Source organism: Paenibacillus xylanexedens (assembly GCF_007680605.1).
Taxonomy (GTDB): Bacteria; Bacillota; Bacilli; order Paenibacillales; family Paenibacillaceae; genus Paenibacillus; species Paenibacillus xylanexedens_B.
In genome coordinates this window covers 1,750,431-1,773,121 of sequence record NZ_VEIO01000001.1, presented here as the reverse complement: position 1 = coordinate 1,773,121, position 22,691 = coordinate 1,750,431, and the positions used below count along the sequence as shown (strand labels likewise).

24 protein-coding genes are annotated in these 22,691 nt (G+C 40.5%); 6 read left to right on the top strand and 18 right to left on the bottom strand.

All coding sequences use genetic code 11. The features are described 5' to 3' along the window. Positions 1 to 9: 9 nt before the first annotated feature. The 9 genes from FS818_RS07820 to FS818_RS07775 all read right to left on the bottom strand — a co-directional run bounded on the left by FS818_RS07820 (position 10) and on the right by FS818_RS07775 (position 10,081). Positions 10 to 819, bottom strand: coding sequence for a hypothetical protein (locus tag FS818_RS07820; protein WP_090916359.1), 810 nt, complete (start codon positions 817 to 819; stop codon positions 10 to 12). Between the two features lie 16 nt (positions 820 to 835). Then, positions 836 to 2,221: a hypothetical protein gene (locus tag FS818_RS07815; RefSeq protein WP_145331124.1), complete on the bottom strand. Its 1,386-nt coding sequence runs from the start codon at positions 2,219 to 2,221 to the stop codon at positions 836 to 838. Next, positions 2,211 to 3,152 carry a helix-turn-helix transcriptional regulator gene (locus FS818_RS07810; protein WP_145331122.1) on the bottom strand — a complete coding sequence of 314 codons (942 nt, stop codon included), beginning with the start codon at positions 3,150 to 3,152 and terminating at the stop codon, positions 2,211 to 2,213. The genes FS818_RS07815 and FS818_RS07810 overlap by 11 nt, the downstream gene beginning before the upstream one ends. Positions 3,153 to 3,255: 103 nt before the next feature. Next, positions 3,256 to 3,471: a hypothetical protein gene (locus FS818_RS07805; RefSeq protein ID WP_145414273.1), complete on the bottom strand. Its 216-nt coding sequence runs from the start codon at positions 3,469 to 3,471 to the stop codon at positions 3,256 to 3,258. A gap of 1,916 nt (positions 3,472 to 5,387) precedes the next feature. Next, positions 5,388 to 7,079 carry a dihydroxy-acid dehydratase gene (gene ilvD, locus FS818_RS07795; protein ID WP_090916349.1) on the bottom strand — a complete coding sequence of 564 codons (1,692 nt, stop codon included), beginning with the start codon at positions 7,077 to 7,079 and terminating at the stop codon, positions 5,388 to 5,390. A gap of 15 nt (positions 7,080 to 7,094) precedes the next feature. Beyond that, a complete protein-coding gene (locus FS818_RS07790; RefSeq protein ID WP_090916347.1) occupies positions 7,095 to 7,760 on the bottom strand; it encodes a GntR family transcriptional regulator in 666 nt (221 codons plus the stop codon). 281 nt (positions 7,761 to 8,041) lie between these two features. Then, entirely contained in the window at positions 8,042 to 8,686 is a 645-nt protein-coding gene (locus FS818_RS07785; RefSeq protein WP_090916345.1) for a DsbA family oxidoreductase, read from the bottom strand. Between the two features lie 51 nt (positions 8,687 to 8,737). Beyond that, a complete protein-coding gene (locus tag FS818_RS07780; RefSeq protein ID WP_090916343.1) occupies positions 8,738 to 9,382 on the bottom strand; it encodes an NAD(P)-dependent oxidoreductase in 645 nt (214 codons plus the stop codon). A 39-nt stretch (positions 9,383 to 9,421) separates the two neighbouring features. Next, on the bottom strand, positions 9,422 to 10,081 hold the full coding sequence (locus FS818_RS07775; RefSeq protein ID WP_090916341.1) for an SDR family NAD(P)-dependent oxidoreductase: 660 nt from the start codon (positions 10,079 to 10,081) through the stop codon (positions 9,422 to 9,424). Positions 10,082 to 10,276: 195 nt separating this feature from the next. Here FS818_RS07775 and FS818_RS07770 point away from each other — a divergent pair, with 195 nt between their 5' ends. Continuing rightward, positions 10,277 to 10,873 (top strand): TetR/AcrR family transcriptional regulator, encoded by a 597-nt coding sequence (locus tag FS818_RS07770; RefSeq protein WP_244159216.1) that lies wholly within the window; start codon positions 10,277 to 10,279, stop codon positions 10,871 to 10,873. 140 nt (positions 10,874 to 11,013) lie between these two features. Here the strand turns inward: FS818_RS07770 and FS818_RS07765 are convergent, their stop codons facing one another. Both FS818_RS07765 and FS818_RS07760 read right to left on the bottom strand, forming a co-directional pair. Beyond that, complete coding sequence (locus tag FS818_RS07765; protein ID WP_145331120.1) at positions 11,014 to 11,445, bottom strand: GNAT family N-acetyltransferase; 432 nt, start codon at positions 11,443 to 11,445, stop codon at positions 11,014 to 11,016. Positions 11,446 to 11,467: 22 nt separating this feature from the next. Next, positions 11,468 to 11,809 (bottom strand): GNAT family N-acetyltransferase, encoded by a 342-nt coding sequence (locus FS818_RS07760; RefSeq protein WP_090916337.1) that lies wholly within the window; start codon positions 11,807 to 11,809, stop codon positions 11,468 to 11,470. 286 nt (positions 11,810 to 12,095) lie between these two features. On the opposite strand from FS818_RS07760, the gene FS818_RS07755 reads away from it, so the two are divergent. From FS818_RS07755 to FS818_RS07745, 3 genes are read left to right on the top strand one after another with little or no spacing between them, the layout of a single operon-like run. Continuing rightward, positions 12,096 to 12,557 carry a nuclear transport factor 2 family protein gene (locus FS818_RS07755; RefSeq protein WP_145331119.1) on the top strand — a complete coding sequence of 154 codons (462 nt, stop codon included), beginning with the start codon at positions 12,096 to 12,098 and terminating at the stop codon, positions 12,555 to 12,557. After that, positions 12,554 to 13,126, top strand: coding sequence for a TetR/AcrR family transcriptional regulator (locus FS818_RS07750; RefSeq protein WP_145331117.1), 573 nt, complete (start codon positions 12,554 to 12,556; stop codon positions 13,124 to 13,126). Before FS818_RS07755 ends, FS818_RS07750 begins: the two co-directional genes overlap by 4 nt. Positions 13,127 to 13,185: 59 nt before the next feature. Then, positions 13,186 to 13,659 (top strand): DinB family protein, encoded by a 474-nt coding sequence (locus FS818_RS07745; RefSeq protein WP_145331115.1) that lies wholly within the window; start codon positions 13,186 to 13,188, stop codon positions 13,657 to 13,659. 122 nt (positions 13,660 to 13,781) lie between these two features. Here FS818_RS07745 and FS818_RS07740 read toward each other — a convergent pair whose 3' ends face one another. The 3 genes from FS818_RS07740 to FS818_RS07730 form a co-directional block, all read right to left on the bottom strand. Then, positions 13,782 to 14,741, bottom strand: a complete 960-nt coding sequence (locus FS818_RS07740; protein ID WP_145331113.1) for an L-threonine 3-dehydrogenase — start codon at positions 14,739 to 14,741, stop codon at positions 13,782 to 13,784. Between the two features lie 36 nt (positions 14,742 to 14,777). Further along, positions 14,778 to 15,968, bottom strand: coding sequence for a glycine C-acetyltransferase (locus FS818_RS07735; protein ID WP_145331111.1), 1,191 nt, complete (start codon positions 15,966 to 15,968; stop codon positions 14,778 to 14,780). A 266-nt stretch (positions 15,969 to 16,234) separates the two neighbouring features. Beyond that, complete coding sequence (locus FS818_RS07730) at positions 16,235 to 16,561, bottom strand: hypothetical protein (protein WP_145331109.1); 327 nt, start codon at positions 16,559 to 16,561, stop codon at positions 16,235 to 16,237. Positions 16,562 to 16,893: 332 nt separating this feature from the next. Between FS818_RS07730 and FS818_RS07725 the strand changes: the two genes are divergently transcribed. Continuing rightward, complete coding sequence (locus tag FS818_RS07725) at positions 16,894 to 17,466, top strand: flavin reductase family protein (protein WP_145331107.1); 573 nt, start codon at positions 16,894 to 16,896, stop codon at positions 17,464 to 17,466. Positions 17,467 to 17,589: 123 nt separating this feature from the next. Here FS818_RS07725 and FS818_RS07720 read toward each other — a convergent pair whose 3' ends face one another. Further along, positions 17,590 to 18,444 (bottom strand): NAD-dependent epimerase/dehydratase family protein, encoded by an 855-nt coding sequence (locus tag FS818_RS07720; RefSeq protein WP_145331105.1) that lies wholly within the window; start codon positions 18,442 to 18,444, stop codon positions 17,590 to 17,592. Positions 18,445 to 18,503: 59 nt separating this feature from the next. Continuing rightward, complete coding sequence (locus FS818_RS07715) at positions 18,504 to 19,694, bottom strand: MFS transporter (RefSeq protein WP_186375433.1); 1,191 nt, start codon at positions 19,692 to 19,694, stop codon at positions 18,504 to 18,506. Positions 19,695 to 19,904: 210 nt separating this feature from the next. Here FS818_RS07715 and pdxR point away from each other — a divergent pair, with 210 nt between their 5' ends. Further along, a complete protein-coding gene (pdxR, locus tag FS818_RS07710; RefSeq protein ID WP_145331101.1) occupies positions 19,905 to 21,296 on the top strand; it encodes a MocR-like pyridoxine biosynthesis transcription factor PdxR in 1,392 nt (463 codons plus the stop codon). 103 nt (positions 21,297 to 21,399) lie between these two features. Here pdxR and FS818_RS07705 read toward each other — a convergent pair whose 3' ends face one another. Both FS818_RS07705 and FS818_RS07700 read right to left on the bottom strand, forming a co-directional pair. Next, positions 21,400 to 21,825: an NUDIX hydrolase gene (locus tag FS818_RS07705; protein WP_145331099.1), complete on the bottom strand. Its 426-nt coding sequence runs from the start codon at positions 21,823 to 21,825 to the stop codon at positions 21,400 to 21,402. 13 nt (positions 21,826 to 21,838) lie between these two features. Further along, on the bottom strand, positions 21,839 to 22,672 hold the full coding sequence (locus tag FS818_RS07700) for an EamA family transporter (protein WP_145331097.1): 834 nt from the start codon (positions 22,670 to 22,672) through the stop codon (positions 21,839 to 21,841). Between the last annotated feature and the right edge of the window lie 19 nt (positions 22,673 to 22,691).

Sequence of the window (22,691 nt, the reverse complement as noted above, 5' to 3'; positions counted from 1 at the left end):
CTCCTTATATCAAATATTTATTTTCTTCATTTTGTTAAGAAAAGCCTCTCCTGTTTCTATCAATTCAAGTGATTTCAAGTTAATTTCACCAGTCTCATCAAGTAGAGGAACATCCAATATATCTTTGATTCCTTTGGCAAAGTTGAAACAAATCATGAAAGCTTCCCTGTCTTTTTGCGAATATTGATTTTTTTCGTTATCGTTACGTTGGATAATTGATCTACATTGTTGCAATGATCTGATAAATAATGCATTTAAATTCCGTAGAACATCACAGATATGTTCTGAACGCTGGAATATAGCATCCAGAGCAATGCAAATTGTCTCTGCTTGTTTTTCAATCATGAATGATTGCGAGCTACGGGCATTAGCTGCAGACAAGTTCATCTCTGCTTCTTTTTTTATCACTCCGGCAATTCCTGAAAATATGTAAGTAGAAAAAACTTGAGAATCAGATAGTTCACTTTTAGATACTCCAACCATCTTATTCATTGATTCAACAGCAATTGGAGATAGAAAAGAAGAACGCAATTCCTTTAATCCCGCTCCCTCCTCCATTTCAATTTTCTGTAGATTTCTGTACAGCTCTAAAAAGTTTACAATTGAAGTTTTATATATACCCCGTTTTCGATTGATAAGCTTTTGAATGCTGGCTTGCGTTTTTGAACTTTGTATTTTGACCTTTTCTTCTGCCTCCACTACTCGTTCAAACGAACGGACATTAACACTTTCAGCCTTTTCATTTAACTTATCTGCCTTTATCATCCTCGCTACGGTACTGCTGACTGCCCCGCCGAGCAAAATACTTTCTAACAACATAAAAACGCCCCCTAGCCTACATTTTGAATACTGAATTGTTATCAAAGAACATATCATCAAATGCCTTTTGATTTTCAAAAGAGACATTCTTTGAGAAAACAGAGAGAATTGTACTTAAACCTTCGTTGATTTGTTCTGGTGAATCTGATACAGATCCATTAAATATCATGTTATATCCTTTAATAAAATGTGCATTCCACTCGGCATATTCTTCTTGAATTAGCTGTTTTAATACGGCTTGTTGTCTGTCCATCTCCTGCAAAGCTTCAGATGCAATCTTAGCTGATGTCTGCTCAAGCTGTTTATATTCATCCACATTACGGTATGAGTGATAAAGATCCATGCATACCGTTGAAATGATCAATGATCCAAGAGCCGCACCAACAACCGGAATTGGAATAAGTGCTTGACCTGCTATTGCTCCGATAGTTCCTGCAAGCATTCCTACTCCCTTCTCTCCGACTTCCTCGAAAAATTGTTTTCCATCTATTTCTCCCTTTACATATTTGAAAATTGAATCTTTTAGCATTAGAGAGATAGTAATTACCTGCATCACTTGATTTGAATTTGCTAGTTTACGAATTGCTTCTTTTCCATTATTTTCAAGTAAATGTGTCACTCCCGTAGAAACAACTCGTATTGTGCCCCCTGTAGTTGCAACAGATAGAGTTAGATTCCCCATATCTTTGGCAGCATCTTCAAACTTTTTCTCTCCTAAGGCAACTTTGTACAAGTTACCCACACCTTCAACTACTAATGGGACAGCAGAGGATTGCAGTGAAAATAGTGCTCCTTCTGTAAAGTCTGCTCCAGCATTTTTCATAGATCTAGACAAAATATCCGTATTGACTTTGGCCTCCGCAACGACCTTACCTTGTATTAGCTTGACTCTCCCTGGGGTTGAACTCTTACTGTCAGGCGCGAATGCCAATTCAAAATCACTTTTACTACCTTTAGATGTATTCAATGACTTGGAAGTGACCCTGAAATTACTCTTTTGATTTGCGATTTCCTTCATATCTTTATCGCTAAAGAATGGGTTATATTTGACACGATTATGTATTTCTTTTAAGGAAACGACATGATCAACCTCAGCAGAATGTCTCGCCCAAGCTGATGAAATATTCTCTCCTGCTTCATTTTTCATGCGAAACCTACGTTGAGCTGCTTTTTGTGAGAAATGCAATTGCTGTCCGCTTATTGGGTCATCGTAGATTTTCCGATCCTTAAAAGTAGATTGCTTAAATTTACCTTTTGCAGATGCTGAATCCCATAATTTATTTCGATTTACACTGTTATACTCCTGAGTAACTCCATACTGCTTCTGATTATGAATTTTCATTTCTTGCAAAATTGGATTAGCTGTTAGACTGTACATTAATCGAACTGTTTTATCTTCCATTTCCATCTCCCTTTTGCTCTTCTAAAACTTGGATATACTGGCCTTGGCTTCGGAGCCACATATCGATTCCTGTACCGTAAACTTCAGCTTGAATGGTGTAAATACCATTGTTTTCTGAGATGATTTCTGCTGTAGGGAGTCTATCAAGTACGGCCTCTAATGAAGGACCTGAGAAATTAAATACAATTTTCATTAATTCACCTGAATACATAAATTGTACTCGCTTACGAAACTCTCCCTCATTAAATTTATCTCTGTAAGGAAGATTAAAATGACGTTTTGTTTCCGCTAAACCTGAAATTCGGTCTACACGAAATGTTTTTGGAAACTCATTATTGCCATCTTCCATATAAGCAATTAAATAAAAGTAATATTCTGAAAACATAATGGCCAAAGGTTTGACAAATCTAGTTTTCGAACTGCCATCTTGACGGGTATAGTTAAACTTTATAATCTTCCGTTTACTGATTAACAATGATAGTTTCCATATGGTTTTTATCAAAGGTTTGTTGTGCTTCAGAGGAACATAATGGTGTTGCTCATTGCTAATTACTTGTTGAATTTGTTTACGGTCGTTTGGTACAACTTGTTTAAGTAGTTTTCCAATTAATGCATCTAGCTCTTCCCGTGCGAATGCACGGCTCTCAAGTAAGATTTTACACAACGCCATGACTTCACTATTTGCAAGCCATTCTCTCTCAAAACGAACTAAATAATAGACATTTTTACGTCTATCATATCTGATAGATACATCACTTTCAGAATAGTGCATCTCAGCCAAATACGCTCGTAAATCGTCAATATCTCGCTGTATTGTCTTTTGTGTCACTCCAAAGTCTGTAGCAAGGTTAGCTTTATCGATCATTTCTCCCTTGTTTAGACGCTCGTAAATATTTAATAAGCGAAATCCTTTATTACTCTTGTAATTCATTTGTACACCACCTAAAGGCCTAATTCATTTTCATTATAACAGGTTAAATGGACACATATTGGGGTGCTTCAAAATAACTATGAGAAATCTCCAAGTTTATATTCTATAAACCAGCAAGTAATAAATGAGATACAGTTTGCAGTGCTGTTGTTTCTGCTGAATGTTTAGCTAATCCACATTTATATCTCGCTTTTCTGAAGGAATGCTCAAGATCATTCTGTTCAACATAAATAAATAAGGGATTTAGTCCCTCTATAATTTTTTTCAGCTCTTTGATATAGCTAGTAACATCTTCGTTCGTATCACCATATTTGATCATTCCTATTGTTATCGGATTTTGCATAAAGCAACAACAAAAATGTAAGTGTCTGAACCATTCAAGGCACGCTTACTAAACCGCTTCCATCTTTCTGTAATGATTTCCTTGCAGTGATCTAATGTTAATACATAAACATCACAACATACGCGCATAACATGTACGATTCTTTCTATATATCCTTAGAAAATAACTATCTGATTCAAGATAAAATAAGCTTAGTCTGTACAATGCTAACAATCAATTGATTGCGACCAAGACGTTTGATGATTTACCTGCACAAGGATTGCTACAGCAACTCAATGATCAGAGTATTGTCTTCGGACCACTGATCGATCACAAGCTTGGTATGATTCAACTAAACCAGAGCCGAAGAAGGCGATCTACTACATTTTCGATTCACGTACCTTAAAAGTAAAAAAACACACTTGAAATCGATGATGCTCTTTTTCACCAAGCTGATATTCGTTTTCACGATGCAAACACATTTTATATTCACATGGATAAAACAATCACAAAATACGTTTTAAAATAAATTATGAAAGCTTGCACATTCTACCGACTAATGACGTATGACTTCGCTCCTTGATAGAGCTAGGCATACGTCGTTTTTTATTAGGGTATTTCATATTAGTCATCGAATTACTACTCGTAATCCCTCCTCCCCCGTCAATTGTAGCTATCCAACATATTGAAGAATTAGCTGGTATATTGCTATGGAAAGCCCTAGAAGACTCGCCTTCATTTTTGACGGGTGGTACCTCTCTCGGTTTGATAGATATAATATAATCAATAAAAATCCAATGGGAAGCGATAGCTGAAAGTCACCTTCTGATGAATCATAGGAATAGATTGGTATAACTAGTGTACTGATCCAAAAGTATAAGAATACGGTAAAACGTCTTGTCTCTAATTGTTTGCTCCACCGTACTAACAAGAGTATAATGATGATCCCAATAATTGTGATTTGTAAAGGGGGTAGAACAATAGCAACGTTCCCAAATTTGAATTCCATTCTGCACAGCTCTCCTCTTCATAATCATTCGTAACGTACTTTTCAGATGGTCTTATATCATATGTCTCCTGCCTTATTGGTAGTAATGTAAATGGATTGGATGAAAGGTGGCTAGAACTTCTTATATGTTGATAAAACCAACCTTACATAAGTATAGATATCTGAATTTCACAATCAAAAAAACCTCCACTCAGGAGGATTTTGATTTATCCAATTTAATTGAATCTTTGTAATACTTAGTGGAAACAGAGGGAAGGCAAAGGCTTAACTCGATATTCGTGAAAATAAATTGTATAAGAAGTTAAAATAGTTAGTACCCTTCTCATATTCATTAACATAATATTGAATAACTCTGTCTACTTCATTCTTATTCATACCTAATTATTTCAGTTCACCAATTCTAATACCAAGTTCAACCAACATTTTATACCAAGAATGCACTATCCTTATTTTGTTTTAAATATCTATTATATACCAATGTATTTATCAGTCAACAGGATTACAGCCCTCCCATCATCTGCACAACCTCCTGTAATCTCAATTGGGAATTAACCAGTTACTTTCAATGAAACACATATCTATGTATTATTCATATGTTTACAATTCGACAAAATGGTTGTTCTTATCTCACATAATAGCGTGAATTAAACGAGATTATCAATAATGAGAATCAAGTCATTTTGACGCAAGAAAAGAATCTGTCCAGATAAAATAAAAACCCGTTAATTTTCAGTTCATGAAAATAACGGGAGATTAACAATTTAATCATTACAAAACGTATTCTTCATCATTTCTGGTGAATTCTTGATTTTTAAAGCTGGTGCTTTTTTAGTTTATTGCGCTTCAAGTATTCGTCGTAGCAGTTTCTTCCTACCCTACTATAAGCATAACAATAGAAAGTTGTCTATTCCATCAAATCGGTTACTGCACCTTTTGAAGCAGAAGAAACTAATTTAGCATATTTGGCGAGTACACCGGATTTTACTTTCAGCGGAGGTTGTACCCACGCTTTCGCTCGAGCGGCTAATTCTTCTTCTGATACTTCAACCTTCATTTCCTGAATATCACTGTTAATGGTGATAATATCCCCATTTTTGAGCAACGCGATCGGTCCGCCTACTTGTGCTTCAGGTGATACATGTCCGACTACAAATCCGTGTGAGCCACCCGAGAATCGACCATCCGTGATGAGAGCCACTTTCCCGCCGAGTCCTTTGCCTACGATAAGTGCTGTAACGGAAAGCATCTCTGGCATACCTGGGCCGCCCTTCGGACCACAGTAACGTATGACCACGACATCGCCTTCTTTAATTTCATCATTCGTAATCGCTATTGTTGCTTCATCTTCGCTATCGTACACCTTGGTAGGGCCGGAGAACTGCTGGATCTTCATGCCTGACATTTTGGCAACAGCACCTTCGGGAGCGAGGTTTCCTCGAAGTACAACCAATGGTCCATCAGGTTTCAGCGGATTATCGAGTGGTCGTATAATCTCTTGATCATTCGGAAGTGGATCAGCTTCCGCTAAATTCTCCGCCAATGTTTTACCGGTTACGGTGAGGCAATCCCCATGTAGTAATCCCTCAGCAAGCAATAGCTTCATTACCCCTGAGACGCCACCGATATCATTCAAATCCTGCATCACATATTGGCCGCTTGGCTTCAAATCCGCCAAATGAGGAACACGGAGGCGAATGCGTTCAAAATCATCTAAGGTTAAATCGACTTCTACCGAGTGCGCAATCGCTAGCAGATGGAGAAATGCGTTAGTTGATCCTCCCAGAGCCATAACAACGGTGATCGCATTCTCAAATGCTTTCTTCGTCATAATGTCTCTTGGATAGATTTCCTGTTCAAGCAGTGAGATGACCTGTTTACCGGCTGCTTCGCATTCTAATGCTTTATCCGCTGAAATCGCTGATGTCGAGGAAGAACCTGGCAAACACATACCCATGGCTTCTGCAGCTGCGGCCATCGTATTAGCGGTATACATCCCCCCGCAAGCCCCTGGGCCTGGGCAAACACTACATTCAACCTTATGTAGCTGTTCATCTGTTATTTTGCCATCTTGATATTGACCAACGGCTTCAAAAGCGGAAACGATATCCACTTTTTTTCCATCGAGATTACCTGGTTGAATGGTTCCCCCATATACATAGACAGAAGGAATGTTCATTCGTCCAATAGCCATCAGACATGCAGGTGTATTCTTGTCACAACCACCAATCGCAACAACGCCGTCAAAACGCTCAGCTCCGGTCACAATTTCAATTGAATCAGCGATAGCTTCCCTACTAGGCAGTGAGAACAACATCCCGCCATGACCCATTGAAATTCCATCTGAAACGGTAATTGTATTAAAAATTAGTGGAGCACCACCGTTATCGCGTGCGCCCTGCTTAGCTTGTACCGCTAAATCATTGATGTGCATATTACATGGTGTTACCTCACTCCAGGTACTCGCTATGCCGATCATTGGCTTTTTAAAATCTTCATCCTGAAAACCAACCGCACGCAGCATTGCTCTGTTTGGTACCCGGTTAGCTCCTTCACTGATTACCTTACTTCGAATACGAAGATCTTTTTTATTCTCCATGTTTCTTCCCTCATTTCAAAGTATTTCGTTCAGTTCCTGCATAGGCCTGATAAAATTTTGTTTCATTAGTACGTGAGCATCCTCACTATTTTTGCCTTCAAAAGCTTGAATAATCAAATCATGCTCTTCGACTGAAGCTAGTGTAGCCGTAATAGGTTGTTTTAAAAACACATATTTAAATCGCCTAATGTGAATCTGAAGAGATGCATTAAATGTGGCCACATAAGGATTATCTGAGAGCTCCACAATATAATTATGAAATAGCTCATCTACCTCCATGGCCTGATACACTTGACCATTTTTAATGGAATTTGCAAATTCCAAATTAATAGATCTTAGTTTCTCGATCTGTTCTGGAACAATAATCTGGGCGGTGATTTCAGCAGCTAATGCCTGAAGAGCAGCCATCGTTGAATACATTTTAAAAATATCGTTTTTCTCAATATTCGTTACCTTTGTTTCTTTCCCTGGATGCATCGACACGAGGCCTTGAACTTCGAGTAACTGAAATGCCTCCCGAATCGGAGTCCGGCTGACTCCAAGTGATTCAGCCATTTCCGCATCAATAAGCTTCTCACCTGGCTGCAGTGTTCCATCAATAATCCATCGCTGAATCTGAGAAAACGCTCTTTCTTTTGCGGACATACGGACCGGTAAGGCAAAATCTTTAGGAATTGGCATGGTTTTCATCCTCATTACAATTATTCTTATATGCAATATATCGCATACAGGATTGAGAAGCAATTATTATTTCATTTTAACTCGCTTATTTAAGTTTATTCTGATAACTACCTGTTTTTTTGGCGCGTTCGAATGCATGAAAAAAGCAACCAATCATAGATCAGTTGCCTCCTTGATTTATTAAGCACGGTTAGATTTACATTCATCATTGAATCTGTTAGTTAGTTAAACCAAAATGTTGTGTTAAAATGTTCACTAAAACTTGCTTATAATCGTTAAAATCATACGAAGGGTTCCTGAGATGCTTGTTTAAGAGCTTTTAAAAATACCTCTGTTGGTTGTGCGCCGGATATCGCGTATTTTCTATCAATGACAAAGAAAGGCGCTCCTGTTATGCCTAATTGTTTTGCTGTGGCTTCATCTGAACGCACTTCGCTAGCATATTTGGAGGAATCATGGAGAACTGCGATTGACTCGTCCCTATTCATTCCAACTGATTCTGCAATACTGGCTAAAGTATCATGATCACTAATTAACTTGGCGTCCGTGTAATAAGAATAGAACAGCTTCTCAGCTAATTCCTGATCTTTACCCACAGATTTGGCATACTGGGTTAAACGATGCGCATCAAACGTATTGGTGGGCTTTATTTGGTCGATATTATACACGAGACCCATCATTGCTGCTTGTTGTTCAAGTTCAGCATGTGCCTTTTTCGCTTGTTCGAGACTCATACCATGTTTCTCCGAAAGTATTTGATGCATACTTTTGCCTGAGTACATGGATGTTTGCGGATTAAGTTCGAAGCTTTTATATTCAATAAGCACTTCATTCGGAGTAGCGAATTGCTCCAGTGCAGATTCTAATCGTCGTTTACCAATATAACAAAATGGACAAACATAATCCGACCATATCTCGATTTTCATTTTGAATCCTCCCCCACTAACCACCTTAATCGGTGAATACTACATTTAAATTTATTTGTTATAAATAATAGGCATTTTCCTAATCAATGCGTTGTCACGAGCGGCAGAGTACATGAATTTAGCAACATTTTCTCTGGAAACACCTAATTTAGCTGGTTTATCACCGAATGAATAATCATAAGATTGCCCTTTGTATTTGACATTGGGATTAATAATTCGAACGACTGTCCAATTCAGTTTGGATTCCTTAATCATTCCTTCCAGTTTCTTCATTTCTGCATAACCGTTTGGTAGGAAAACTTTCGCTAAGACACCTGGAAGTATCGTGGAAATGTTTTTCTTATCGTCATCGGATTGCAAAGCCGGCGTCGCAAGTGTAATGAGCCTTTTTTTGTTAAGTTTGTTCATAGCCTTAATGATCCGTTCGTGCCCGTCAGCAATCGGCGTGCTTTTAAGCTTTCGTGACATATCGGATGCTGGCCCCAATGTGCTGATTACGACATCTGATTCGGCAACGGCCTTCTCGATGGTTGAAGTATTCGAAAGATCCCCTTGTACAAGGCTCAAATTTGGATGTTTGAGGCTGATTTTTTGGGGGTTTCTAACATATGCCGTAACGAAATCTCCGTGATCCAAAGCTAGTTGTGTTACAAGCTGTCCAATTGCACCACTTGCACCAAAAACAGTGATATTCATATTTTTCTCTTGTATCTCCTTTAAAATAAATTATTCAACTCACACTTTATCTTCAGTTATAAACTCTTCTACTCTATCTCTTTTGGTGTACATGTCGTACCAAATATCAGCGATTTTATCCTGAACTCCTGAATTCGGCTGCATCCAGATTCCGATCGAAAGATGACCTGCATATACTCCTTTGTCCGCTAATTCGCCGTTCAAATTAAAGATATAATTACGAAGTCCTGAGATTGCAATTCCTACATTACCCATCATCGGTACCGGGTGGACTGAAGCACCTCCAGTTGTAAATAACAGAGCACCGCTTTGCTTATCCAGCATATCCGGAAGTACTTGTTTAATGCTCGATAAAGCACCTAAAACATTATATTGAAATTGGTATAACGCATTTTCTTCAGTTACATCTAATGTTGGCGCTACTGTGTCAAAGCTCGGCGTTGGACTGTATTCAAGAACATCGATAAATCCGTATTTCTCTTTAATAGCAGCAAATGCCATCTCAATTTGTTCTTTGTTTAATATGTCCGCCTGAAAAGAAGCCGCTTCGATTCCCAATTGTTCTAATTCAATAACCAGTTGGTTCAATTTGTCTTCATTTCGCGCAATAAGAGCTACGCGGAAGCCATTTTGTCCGAATTTCTTTGCAATGGACATCCCTAATCCTGCTCCTGCTCCAACAATCGCTATCGTTTTCATTTCATATCTTCCCTTCAAATAGAGTTAATGATCAACAAGATAAATAATGGACAACGTGTTGTATATTTATCTTTTGTTTATTATGATTAATAAAGGATCTGCATTCAATGTTTAATAATTTTGATTTTGAGAGATAAAATACAGTTTCAACTCCAATGTCGTATATCTAACAAAAAAAAGTTAAGGGAACGGGTCATGATGAAGAAAAAAACTGATTTGCGTATCATTCGCTCCAAACATTCGATAAAAAAAGCATTTATAGAACTTCTCAATGAGAAGGGATACGAGGGGATTACGATCCAAGATATAGCCGATAAGGCGATGATTAACCGAAATACATTTTACCTTCATTATCAGAACAAACCCGATTTGTTAAATGTATCTATGGACGAATTATTAGATGAGTTAAAGAGTACACTCAAGCTTTGTTCGAGTAGCACATCTACTATAAGTGGCTCTATGCTTGAACAACTGATGCAAACCATACTGGAGAAAATTAAGGACAATATCCCCTTTTACAAAGCATTCTTACTGGATGAGAACAGAATTTATGGTTTTCAATCAAAAATGGAGGAGATTATAAAAAATACTGTGGAAGATGGCTTGGATCATACCCCTCTGAAGATTTCAAAGGAATTATTACTTCAATATATCGCATCTACTTTTATGGGCATTGTAATATGGTGGGTTAAAAATGATTTTTCGTATACTCCGAGTGAACTTGCCTCTCAATTTGGAAAAATTTTAACTCACGGACATTTAACAGCTGCGGGGATTCCAATCAAAGATTAAAGTGATGCATGCTGTTAGGACTAGTAATAATTTGCTGAAACCAAAATCTCGCCATGGAATAACGAATAACCGGCCTTAAATTCTCCAACAATGGAGTAAGGTCGGTTTCTGTTTGTTATATCTTCACATTTAGGAAAGGTTTACAGTTCCTTGGTCATAAATGTACTATTCCCATCTGGGATATAATCTGCAAATGGCTCACAATACGTGAAACCAAAATTTTCATACAACTTGCGAGCTGGAATAAATGAATCCGTGGAGCCAGTCTCTAGACTGATCCTTTTGTATCCACGGTTGATAGCTTCTTCAATAATGTGGGCAAGAATATTTCTAGCAACACCTTTACGCTTATGATCTTTAGCAGTCCGCATCGATTTTAGCTCTGCGTGTTCCTTGTCCAATTCCTTAATAGCCCCACAGCCAAGAAGCTCATCTTCCTCCCATGCCTTCAAACCGTCCAGATTAAGGGCATGAATGCTCTCTGGTGGAGAGTCATCTGCCATTCCTTGCAAATGTTCTGCAATTAACCCAATCACTTGTGCCCCGGTCAAATCATCTACACGAATATCCATTGTAACCACTCCTGCGTTAATGTTAAGTATGAACCTCATAAATCAGAACCCAATATTTCGCTCCAGGCTCTCCTTCCTCAACAACAGCTGCCCGTTTGAGTAACAGATCGCCAACACCTTTGCCAGCAGCAGTGGGGTGTACAAACAAATTATGAATAAATCGGTTAGGTACATATAATGAAGCAAATCCGAGAATATGGGAGTTCTCCTCTGCAAGAAGGATTTGTTCTTCTAATGTGTCCCTGTTAAAATCATCAAGTGTCATTTCATCTGTGTTAACCCAATGAAAACTCTCACGACGGGAATCTAGATAAATTTGTCTCAATTGTGGATAGTCTTTTATATTGGCTTCTCTGATTAGCATCAGATCAATCCCCCTAATTCTTCTACGCTTAGACTCACCATGAAGTGAGTGTTTGCCTTTGTATTTTTCATCAGAGTCAAACTCATCGTAATCTAAGAAATATGTTAGCATTTTAATTTGGGATCAAGTAAGTACCATTTTTATTCTTTTACAACATACCAATTCTGCTATTTGGTCCACCACAAGATCTTCACGTTTGTCAGCTAAAGTATTGTGATTTGAACTTGCTTTTATAAACCGATCGGTTTATAGTAATACAAAAGGTTTAGAAAGCGAGGAAAATCTAATGAATAATTTAGCTCCCCCATTCACACTTGAGACAGCAATCCATAAAACTCGTATGGCAGAAGACAGCTGGAATAGCCGAGACCCTCAGCGTGTCTCACTTGTGTATACTGAAGATTGTTATTGGAGAAATCGGAGCGAGTTTATCACAGGCCGCCAAGAAATTGTTTCTTTACTAACTAGAAAATGGGCCAAAGAACTGGACTACCGCCTTATTAAGGAGCTTTGGTCATTTACCGATAACCGTATTGCAGTTAGATTCGCATATGAATGGCATGATGATAGTGGCAACTGGTTCAGATCGTATGGAAACGAGAATTGGGAATTTGCTGATGACGGGTTGATGAAGCGAAGATTTGCTTCGATTAATGACATGCCGATTAAGGAATCGGAACGAAAATTTCATTGGCCTCTCGGCACACGCCCTGCTGAACACCCAAGTCTAAGTGAGTTAAACCTATGACACGTACTGTTTTTGAAAAATCGGATGTCGTCCCTCTCGTTACGGAGGTATTTCGTGAATTAGGTTATGAAGGTGCATCTTTAAGTAAAATTACAGCCCGTACGCGTCTATCAAAAGGAAGCTTATATTATTTCTTTCCAGGTGGAAAAGATGAGATGGTTGCTGAAATTCTTACTCATATCGATCAATGGTTTGTCAAAAATATTTTTGAACCGCTCGAAAAGAATGAGCCCCTGGCAGCCATTGATCATATGTGGCAAGAGATCGATACTTATTTTCAATCGGGACAGCGCATATGCCTTATTGGTGCATTCGCTTTGGACGGAACAAGAGATCGATTCGCTACTGTAATTCAGCAATATTTTATAAGATGGATTGAAGCCTTAAGCGCGGCACTAGTTCAAACAGGTGTCTCTAAAGAGATTGCTGATCAGCTTTCAGAGGAAATAATTGCTAGTATTCAAGGAGCATTGGTTCTGAGTAGAGCGCTTAATGACAAATCTTTCTTTGAACGTACGTTGGCAAATCTTTCACAACGAGTCTCATCTTATGTTTCTAAAAGCAACTGACCAGAAGTATTTTCTCTTACGTTTTCATTAGCGACTTTATTTTATGGGAGGTCAATAACATGAGCCATTTTGTCGCAGATCAATTGAAATTTGTTCGCCGACAGGCAGTTGATTATGTAAGGAATATAAATGACTCTGCATCCGAAATCATTCCAACAGGTTTGAAAAATAATATAAAATGGAATCTGGGCCACATGTATGTTATACATGAGAAGTTCGCTTTCCAACTTACTGGTGAAGAAACCAAATATCCTGCTAATTTTAGTAATTTGTTTGATCCAGGAACTAAACCGTCTGACTGGGATACAGAGGCTCCAACGTTGTCTCAATTAATTGATCTGTTAACTGAACAAATGGAAAGAGTTGAATCGGTACTTTCAAGCAAATTGAAAGAAGAAATCCATCCTCATTACAAGTCTTCCACAGGACTTAGCTTTACGAATGTAGAACATTTACTGGGTTTTCTGATTTACCATGAAGCAATGCACTTTTCAACAATTAAAAATATCAAGAGCATAATTGAATCCGACTAAGGAAACGACTGGGCTGGAGGATAAAAAAAGAAGCTACAACAAAAGGTCGTGGTAACGCCCAACCTCTTGATGCAGCTTCTTTTGCATTTCTACTCGCTTTATACAACGAATTCAACGTATCTTTAAGCTTTGCGAAGTATTTGTCTCTCACTTAGTTGTGAGAGCATATCCTTCGTCATGGCCTTCAAGTCGTAACGGGCATGAAATCCCCATTCTGTTTTCGCTGCCGTCGCATCAATGGAATGCGGCCAGCTATCGGCAATTGCCTGTCTCTTCGGATCAACATCATAATCGAGGATAAAGCCAGGAATCTCCTCCCGAATCGCTGCAGCAATAGCCTCCGGATCTACGCTCATTGCGGTGACATTAAATGAGTTTCGGTGTATCAATCGGGATGAATCCGCTTCCATTAAATCGATGATAGCGTTCAAGGCATCCGGCATATACATCATGTCCATGTTAGAGTTTTTGGCGATATAGGATGTATACCGGCCAGTCGTCACAGCTGCATAGTATATTTCCACCGCGTAATCCGTCGTTCCTCCACCGGGAGGTGTCATATAAGATATCAATCCGGGGAATCGTAACCCCCTCGTATCCAGACCGTACTTATAAAAATAATAATCACAAAGTAGTTCGCCGGACACCTTGTTCACGCCGTACATCGTATTGGGCCTCTGGATTGTATCCTGCGGGGTATTGTCTCTCGGAGTTGAAGGGCCAAAAGATCCAATCGAGCTTGGCGTGAAAAATTGGCAACTGAGCTCCCTGGATATTTCGAGTGCATTCATCAATCCGCCCATATTCAAATTCCAGGCAAGCAGAGGTTTCTCCTCTGCCGTAGCCGACAGTAGCGCAGCCAAATGCATGACGGTATCTACTTCGTACCGTTTGGCGATTTCAAACATGGCCTTATCATTTGTCACATCCAGCACTTCGAATGGTCCGGATCGGGTAATTTCGTGGGATGATGACCTGAGATCCGTAGCAACAACGTGATCCGCACCATAAATTTCACGTAATTTAACAACTAACTCAGAACCGATCTGGCCCAGTGCTCCGGTCACCAATATCTTTTTCATAAGACATCCCTCCCGAAATAGACTCCCGTAGTGCAACTAAATCAGCTTCATTTCGTTGCCAACTTTCGCATAAACGGAGATGACCTGATCCAGTATCTCCTTGGAATGGGCAGCAGTCGGCATGTTGCGTATTCTTCCGGTTCCTTTCGGAACCGTAGGGAACAGGATTGCCTTGGCGTAAACGCCTTCTTCATAGAGCCGTTTGCTAAACTGTTGGGTGGTTACTTCATCGCCAATGATACAAGGTGTGATCGGTGTTTCGCTTTGGCCTACATTATACCCAAGCCGACTCAAGCCGTTTTTTAAATGATTGCCGTTCTCCCACAGCTTCTCGATCAGTTCTTTGTCATTCATTAAAATGTCGACAGAAGCACTACAAGAAGCGATTACAGCCGGAGGCAGCGATGTCGAGAATAGAAACGGACGGCTTCTCAGCTTCAACCATTCAATCAGTTGTTTTTTACCCGCGACATAACCGCCGACAACGCCGATTGCCTTGGAGAGAGTGCCAATTTGAAAGTCGATGCGGTCGGACAATCCAAAATGCTTCACGGTTCCCGCACCTGCTCCGAGAACGCCTGAACCGTGGGCATCGTCCACATACGTAATCAGATCGAATTCTTCTGCTATTTTCACGATTTCGGGCAACTTTGCGATATCACCATCCATGGAGAAAACCCCGTCGGTGATGACCATAATTTTATGATACTGACCGGATTCCTTGGCCTCGTTCGCCTTCTGTCTTAAATCGTTCATATCCGAATGTTTAAAGCGGATCACCTTGGCTCTCGACAAGCGGCAGCCATCAATAATTGAAGCGTGGTTCAGCTCATCTGATAAAATCGCATCATGCTGATCCATTACTGCGGATATAGCAGCCATATTGCAGTTAAACCCCGATTGATACACGATAACGGCTTCCGTTTTTTTGAAAAGGGCAAGTTTTTCTTCAAGCTCAATATGAAGATCCATCGTACCATTAATGGTTCTCACAGCGCCTGCTCCTGCCCCGTATGTCTGCGCTGCCTTAACCGAAGCGTCAATCAGGCGATAATCTGTTGCCAGTCCCAAATAGTTATTAGAAGACAAATTAATTAGAGACTTTCCGTCGATTCGAATAACTGGACCATTTGCACCCTGTAGCGTATCGATAACGTTATATAGACCTCTGGTCTTCAGATCTTCGATGTTCGAACTTAAAAAATGATCCAATGCTTTGCTTGACATTCTATTCCCTCCTCGATATACGAGTGTCCTTGTACAGGAGACATGTTATTCCCTTGAAAAACCTTGTTATAAAAGGAGTTATACTGATTTCAATGTAGCATCTTTTTCGTCGTTTGTACACATGTGGAGGACAAAAAGCCAAAATATCCGCAAATACACATAGCGATTGCTTGCTTATTCCCGGAAACAATCGCTACTAATCTTTGTTTATTTTTTCAATTATTAAAGCTTCAAGTAATGAGTTAAGTTACTATTCCAAGTTAGCTTCACTGTAACTGCCAACGAGCCAGACTTTCGCACAGAGCATTATAGGCTCGTACCGCAATTTTAGCATCATCTGCAAGGATGGTTATTGAATCATCCCAATACGAGACAATTATTCGCAAAATGAATTCTCCCTCTCCTTCAATCCAGTAATAAATTTGATAAATCATTTGTTCTTTACTGTGTCGCTCTAGCACCGTTTCAGCATCTGTAAATTCAGTAGAGAGAGCTTCGGGGAGAAAAGGTAAATAAGTGCGCGATCCCAAGGATTTCCTGTATCCGTAGATAATCAATTTGTTTTCTAATTCTCCGACAATTCTAAATGCCATCTTTAAGCTCCCATCCAGATAAAATAATGCTATTAATTTAAATGCATACTATTATGACTATATGACAATGTACTATGCTCCAGATTATGGTATATTCTTTATTGTTAAAGCATATAAGGATTTCAGGATTACGCAATTTGGAAAGTTTATTGATTAATGATAACCAAATAAGAGATCTAGGACCTCTAAAAAATTTACGGAATCTTACAAGTTTGCTCGCCAGCTTGCTGTGCTTGAAACGATTCCTAAAGATCAATAAAGTGGACTAGTGAAATTCTAATTAGCCCCCCCCCCCAACCCTGTTGAAAAATCGGTTAAAAGGAGTGATTTTCATGCGACATCCGATCCAAGACGAATCATGGTATTCATATCCCGGAATGGTTGCCATAGTGACTTCGCGCCATGAGGGGCGACAAAATATTATGGCTTCTGGATGGCATACGTACATCGGCTCTTCGCCAGGAATATATGGTATATCGCTTCGCAAGGAGACCTATACCTATACATTAATAGAGCAAAGCGGAGTATTCGGTGTACACTTTTTACCTGCACATTGTTCAGAAATAATTCAAGCCGTTGGAACATACAGTGGGAGAGATCTGGACAAATTCAAGGAATTCAATATTAAGTATGAAGAAGGACTTCAAGTCGATATACCTGTTCTCACGGATGCCTATTTTGCTTATGAATGCCGTACGTTGAGCATTACAAGCTTTGGCGACCATGAGTGGATCGCAGGAGAAATTGTACAACGGTATAGAGATGATCCATGCTTTTTAGAGAATGGACTCCCCGACTTCTCAAAGCTCCAGATTCCATTATATACAGGCCAGTCCACCTACAAAATACTAAATCACGAAAGTCCGGAAAAGAACCATCCATTGTATCTTAATAGACCGAAGTAGAACTAAATTGTCTGAATAGGGTTAAAAGAAGGAGTCCCCTTTTGAGGGACTCCTTTCGCATTCTAGCTTTTTACGAGTTTTTGTATTCCCGATTCTTGGTTACCATGCTCATAGCGAGAAAGTTTACTGAAGCGACTTAGCAAAGCCTATTCTCCATGTGGGATATTCTGGAGCCCACCCGCATTCGTTTTTGACTTTGTGGTTAGAAGCTCCTCTCTCCCATTGGGCTGCTCCCGATTGAATATCTGGTGCTGGTGCACCTAAGGCTTGAGCGTATACAGGTAGCCAGTCCACTCCCTTAGCTGGTTCGTCATCTACAATGTTGTACGTACCCGTTGGCCAATCCAGCGCCAGCAAAGCAACATTCGCAGCATCTTCGACATGCACAAAAGAAGATATCCCATCCGTTGCCTTCACTTCTTGGTTCATGACCTTTATTGCTGTATCCCCATTTTTAGCATACCAGGTTGCAGGTCCATACAAAGTACCATATCGTAAAATGACATGCACAGGAATTTCTTTTACATATTCCTCCAGGGCTACAACGCCGTTAATGGTTGTATTCCTAGGCATAGGAGCGAACATGTCCAATGCGGTTTCTTCCGTCGCAGGAGTTGTGCCAGGTTCATAGGCCCATGATATACTCTGTGCAATGATTTTTTGTACCTTCGCCTGTTTTGCAGCATCTACCAAATTCCGGGTTCCTTCAATGCGTATGCGTGCATTTTCTGCTGAGCTACCTTGACTTAATGAGGTAAGTTGATGAATAACAACATCGGGTTTAATTTCCGCTAAAATACTTACCATCTGCTCTCGATCGAACACATCTGCGAGAACGGCTTTGGCGCCTGTTTGTTCAATGGCCTGTCTCTGCTCTTCTTTCCGCGTCATGCCAATGACATCGTGTCCAGCCTGTACGAGTTGCGGAAGCAACAATTTCCCAATAACGCCACTTGCGCCAGCAACAAAAATTTTCATAGAAATAGACCTCCAGGTTCTGTTTTACAGTTTATTATTTTGAAGTTTCGTATGCTTTATTATGATAAAACCAATGAATCTTCTTTAGATACCATAGTTAAAGATAGGATTCCCATCGCTATAGAGGTGGATACCATGACCAATATTCCTTCATTAAAGTGATCCATACGATCATACAAATAACCCGTTAAGAATGGGCCAGTTGCCCCAATTAGAAAGCCTATGCACTGCGTCATAGCGGCCCATGAGGCCGCCTCTTCAGGCGAATGAGTCAGTTCAACCGGAAGCAAATTGAGCAGTGCAAACAGCATACCCGATCCCAAACCACAAATAAACACAGCAAGCCATAAATAAGTGGAAAAGAACAGAAGTAACAGACCGGCTGCCTGCATCATGGCGGATACGATGAGCCAGTTTCTTCTTGATGGATGACTTTTAAGTAACTGCTGCACAATGGCACCACTTGGAATTTGTATCAAAGCGAACACAGTAACCATAAGCCCGGCATGAAGTTTGGAAGCACCTGCACCAATAAGGATTAAGGGAAGCCAACCTAACAGGGAATAAAATACAAGGGATAACATTCCGAATTGCACAGCTAGAATCCATGCTTTTTTCTTTAGCCAAGGCAGTTCTAAGAATTTTTTGTATGCAACGGTTGAGTTCGTCTTAGAACTAGAAGGATGTCGCTTTAGTATACTAAGCCATAGGGGTAAAGCGAGAATCACGGGCATCACCCAGAACGATAATGACATTTGCCACGAATGAAGCTTCCAATTCAACGGTGAAGTAAGGCTTGAACCAAGTGCCGCGCCCAATGCTAGAGCCATAGAATAGATAGCAATCATGGAAGGTGCTCTGTCGGCCATATGTTTCTTAATAAAGCCGGATAATAAGGGCCCCATCATAGCAATACCCACACCGGATAACAATGTAGCGAAAAATAACAACGAAGCGGAATGGATAAACAGGCGTAAAAGTGTGCTCGCCCCAATCAGCGTTAAGGAGAAGGTAATAACCTGCTCAATCCCCCATTTTTCACTCAATTTAACTGAGAACGGAGCAAGTATTCCCATACATAACACCGGAATAGAAACGAGCAAGCTCGATACAGCGCCGCTTAGGCCAAGGTCGTGTTGAATGCTTCCCAAGACAGGCGCAATAGATGAAACAACAGGTCTTAGATTCAGAGATGCCATAAAAAGTGCGGAAACGCATAGCCAACGATTCAGTTCGTAATCTTTGTCCATGGATCGGATTGCGATCGAAGGTACACTCTTGGGTGCTAAGTTCTTTGTGGGTGCTCTAAGGCTTTTGGTTCTAAGGTTTCTCATGCAAATGGCTTCTTTCTATAGGAATTGGATTTGGCATGATCCATATTAACATGATATATTGGTCTTCATTAGATCCATTTTTCACGAATTTTAACCATACCACTTTAGAGTGAAAGGAGATCCCTCATGCAACCCGGACGTAATGAAACGAAAACCAGGCAAGTCTACTCGTGGATTAGAGATCGAATTATGCAAGGCATTTACAGAGCAGGGACCTCCCTCCCCTCCACTCGGGAGCTGGCCAAAGAACTTGGGGTTTCACGCGCCCTTATTGTAGAGGTATACGAACAGCTAACTGCTGAAGGATTTCTGGAAGGTAAACAAGGTTCAGGGACCTTTGTAAGAGATATTGGCTCAAGCACAACGTTACATCTGCAGCCTGAAGATAGGAGTTACAGGGATGAGGATATCTCTCCAATGTATGGAGATCGTTCATCTTATATCGATTTTCGTCCCAGTTTTCCTGCTCTTGAGCATGTTCCTCTCCAAAAGTGGAAAAGAGTTGCATTCGATGTGTACCATAATTTCCCGCCTTCTATGCTCGGGTATCAGGAGGATCTGGCTGGCGATGTGGAGCTTCGACAAGCTATTTGTGATCATCTTCTCCATATCAAGGGCCTTCACTGTCTGCCTTCGCAAATTATCGTGACCGCTGGCGCAACGCAGGCTTTTTCGATACTCGGCAAGCTTTTATTAACTGCTGGTGAAACGATTGCAATGGAAGACCCGACGGCAACATTCATTCATAATATCTTCGCTGAAACGAGTGCCGGGATTGTGCCTGTCTCCGTAGATTCCGATGGTCTATGTGTAGAGAAGCTGCCAACCGATGTGAATCCAAAATGTATTTTTGTAACGCCGTCCCATCAATTTCCGTTTGGGAGTATTCTGTCGATCAGCAGGCGGCTCCAATTGCTGGACTACGCTCGAAACGCAGGAGCTTACATTATAGAGGATGATTATGACAGTGAGTTTCGTTACGGGGGAATGCCGATTCATGCCTTGCGAGAGCTTGATCCAGAGCGGGTAATCTACGTAGGGACATTTAGTAAAAATATGTTCCCTGCATTAAGGCTCGGTTATATTGTGGCCCCACAAGAGTTGGTTGATTCGATCATACAGCTCAAACGTACGGCCGATATGCAGTCTCCTATCTTATCGCAATCAACACTGGCCCGATTTATGAACGAAGGGCATCTGAAACGTCATATTTTACGAATGAAACGAATCTACCATAAACGGAGAAATCACCTGCTTCATGCGTTAAAGGATACATTTGGAGAGAATGTCCAGATATCGGGTGATGCTGCAGGATTGCACCTTATCGCAACTTGGCCAGGACGTAACGCCGATCTTTTGACTGCAATGGAACTGGAAGAACATCAGATCAAGATCTACCCTGCCGAGCGATATACTATTCGCAAAGATCAGCATAATGACAGCCTTATCATGGGCTTTGGCAATGTGAACGAGACTCAGATTTCCGATGGGATTCAAGTGCTTGCGAAATTTATCTAATACTTTGAGCTGTTATGTTAGTTCAACTGACTATTCGAACATTATCAAGTAAAAAAGGAAGGGCCCCTGCCCTTCCTTACTTCAGTTTCATTTCTTTGTGCCATCAGATGAGCCCTTCATCGAAATAGGGCACCTGCACATTTTTACGAACGATTTCTTGTAAACTTTCCTCATAAAATGGCATAAGCGCATCCGCTTCTTCAATACGAATCCAGGCTATATGTCTGATCTCGTCAGGTCTTGAAATGGTTTCAACTCCACTCACAATACATGCTTTGAAGGTAATACATATGCCATGTTCAGAACAATCTTTCTTCCTGTACTCGTTTATGGCTACGACTCCTTTGAGCTGTACCTGTAAACCTGTTTCTTCACATACTTCACGAATGGCGGCGAGTTCCAACGTTTCATGAGGTTCAACTTGACCACCCGGCAGAGACCAGGTTTCTGAGCCTCTGTTTTGAACCATTAATAGATGTGAATCATTCGCGTCGGTAATCAATGAATAGACGGTATGCACGCGGTTCATCCTCTACCCCTCTCTAGACGCTGACGATAATGACCCCTAGAAGAATAATGCCAATCCCTGTCCATTGACTCTTCGTCAGCTTTTCTTTCAGAATCCATCCGGCCATAAGTATGGTAACGACACTATATAATGACGTAAGTGCTGTTGTGCTTGTGGTATAATCAACGGTTTGTCCCATATTAAAAGAGAGTAAAGCTCCTGTGTCCAGTAGCGCGGCTACAACCAGAATCAGACCGGTAGACAGGCCTATGCGCGGGAGTTGGATTTTTTTTACCCGAAGAAGTATAAACGCACAGACAAATTGGATGATCCGTGTGACGAGCACATGAAGAGTCACCCCCAAATGAGGAGTGATGTATCCGATCGCCCAAAAATAAAAACCAATGCAGATTGAGGCGATAATCGCCTCCGGTATGCCCGACAACGTTACTTGTTGTCCAACGCTCTTACTTGATCTTGTTACCGTCAACACACCGATAATGAGCAATATGACACCAAGAATTGAATTGAAGGGCAATCGCTCTCCGCCTACAAAAGCAAGAACCGCAGTCACCACAGCAAATCCCGAGCCGATTGGAGAAACAATGGATAGAGTCCCCTTTTCAAATGCCCGATATAACAGTAACGTACCTGCAAAATTGACGACACTGATGCCAGCTATTGCAAACCACACCATTAGGTTTTGATCCATATGAGGTGTTTGCGTAAGTACATACCCTCCCAGCAAAAGTGAAGCAATGAACTGAATCCCGAGCAAAGCAGGCAAAGTTTGAACCTTCCTGGTGGCCTGGGTAACCATAAAGTCCGACAAACCAAAACAAAGTGCTGCAATCAGGCCAAATACCATACGTTGATCCTCCCAAATT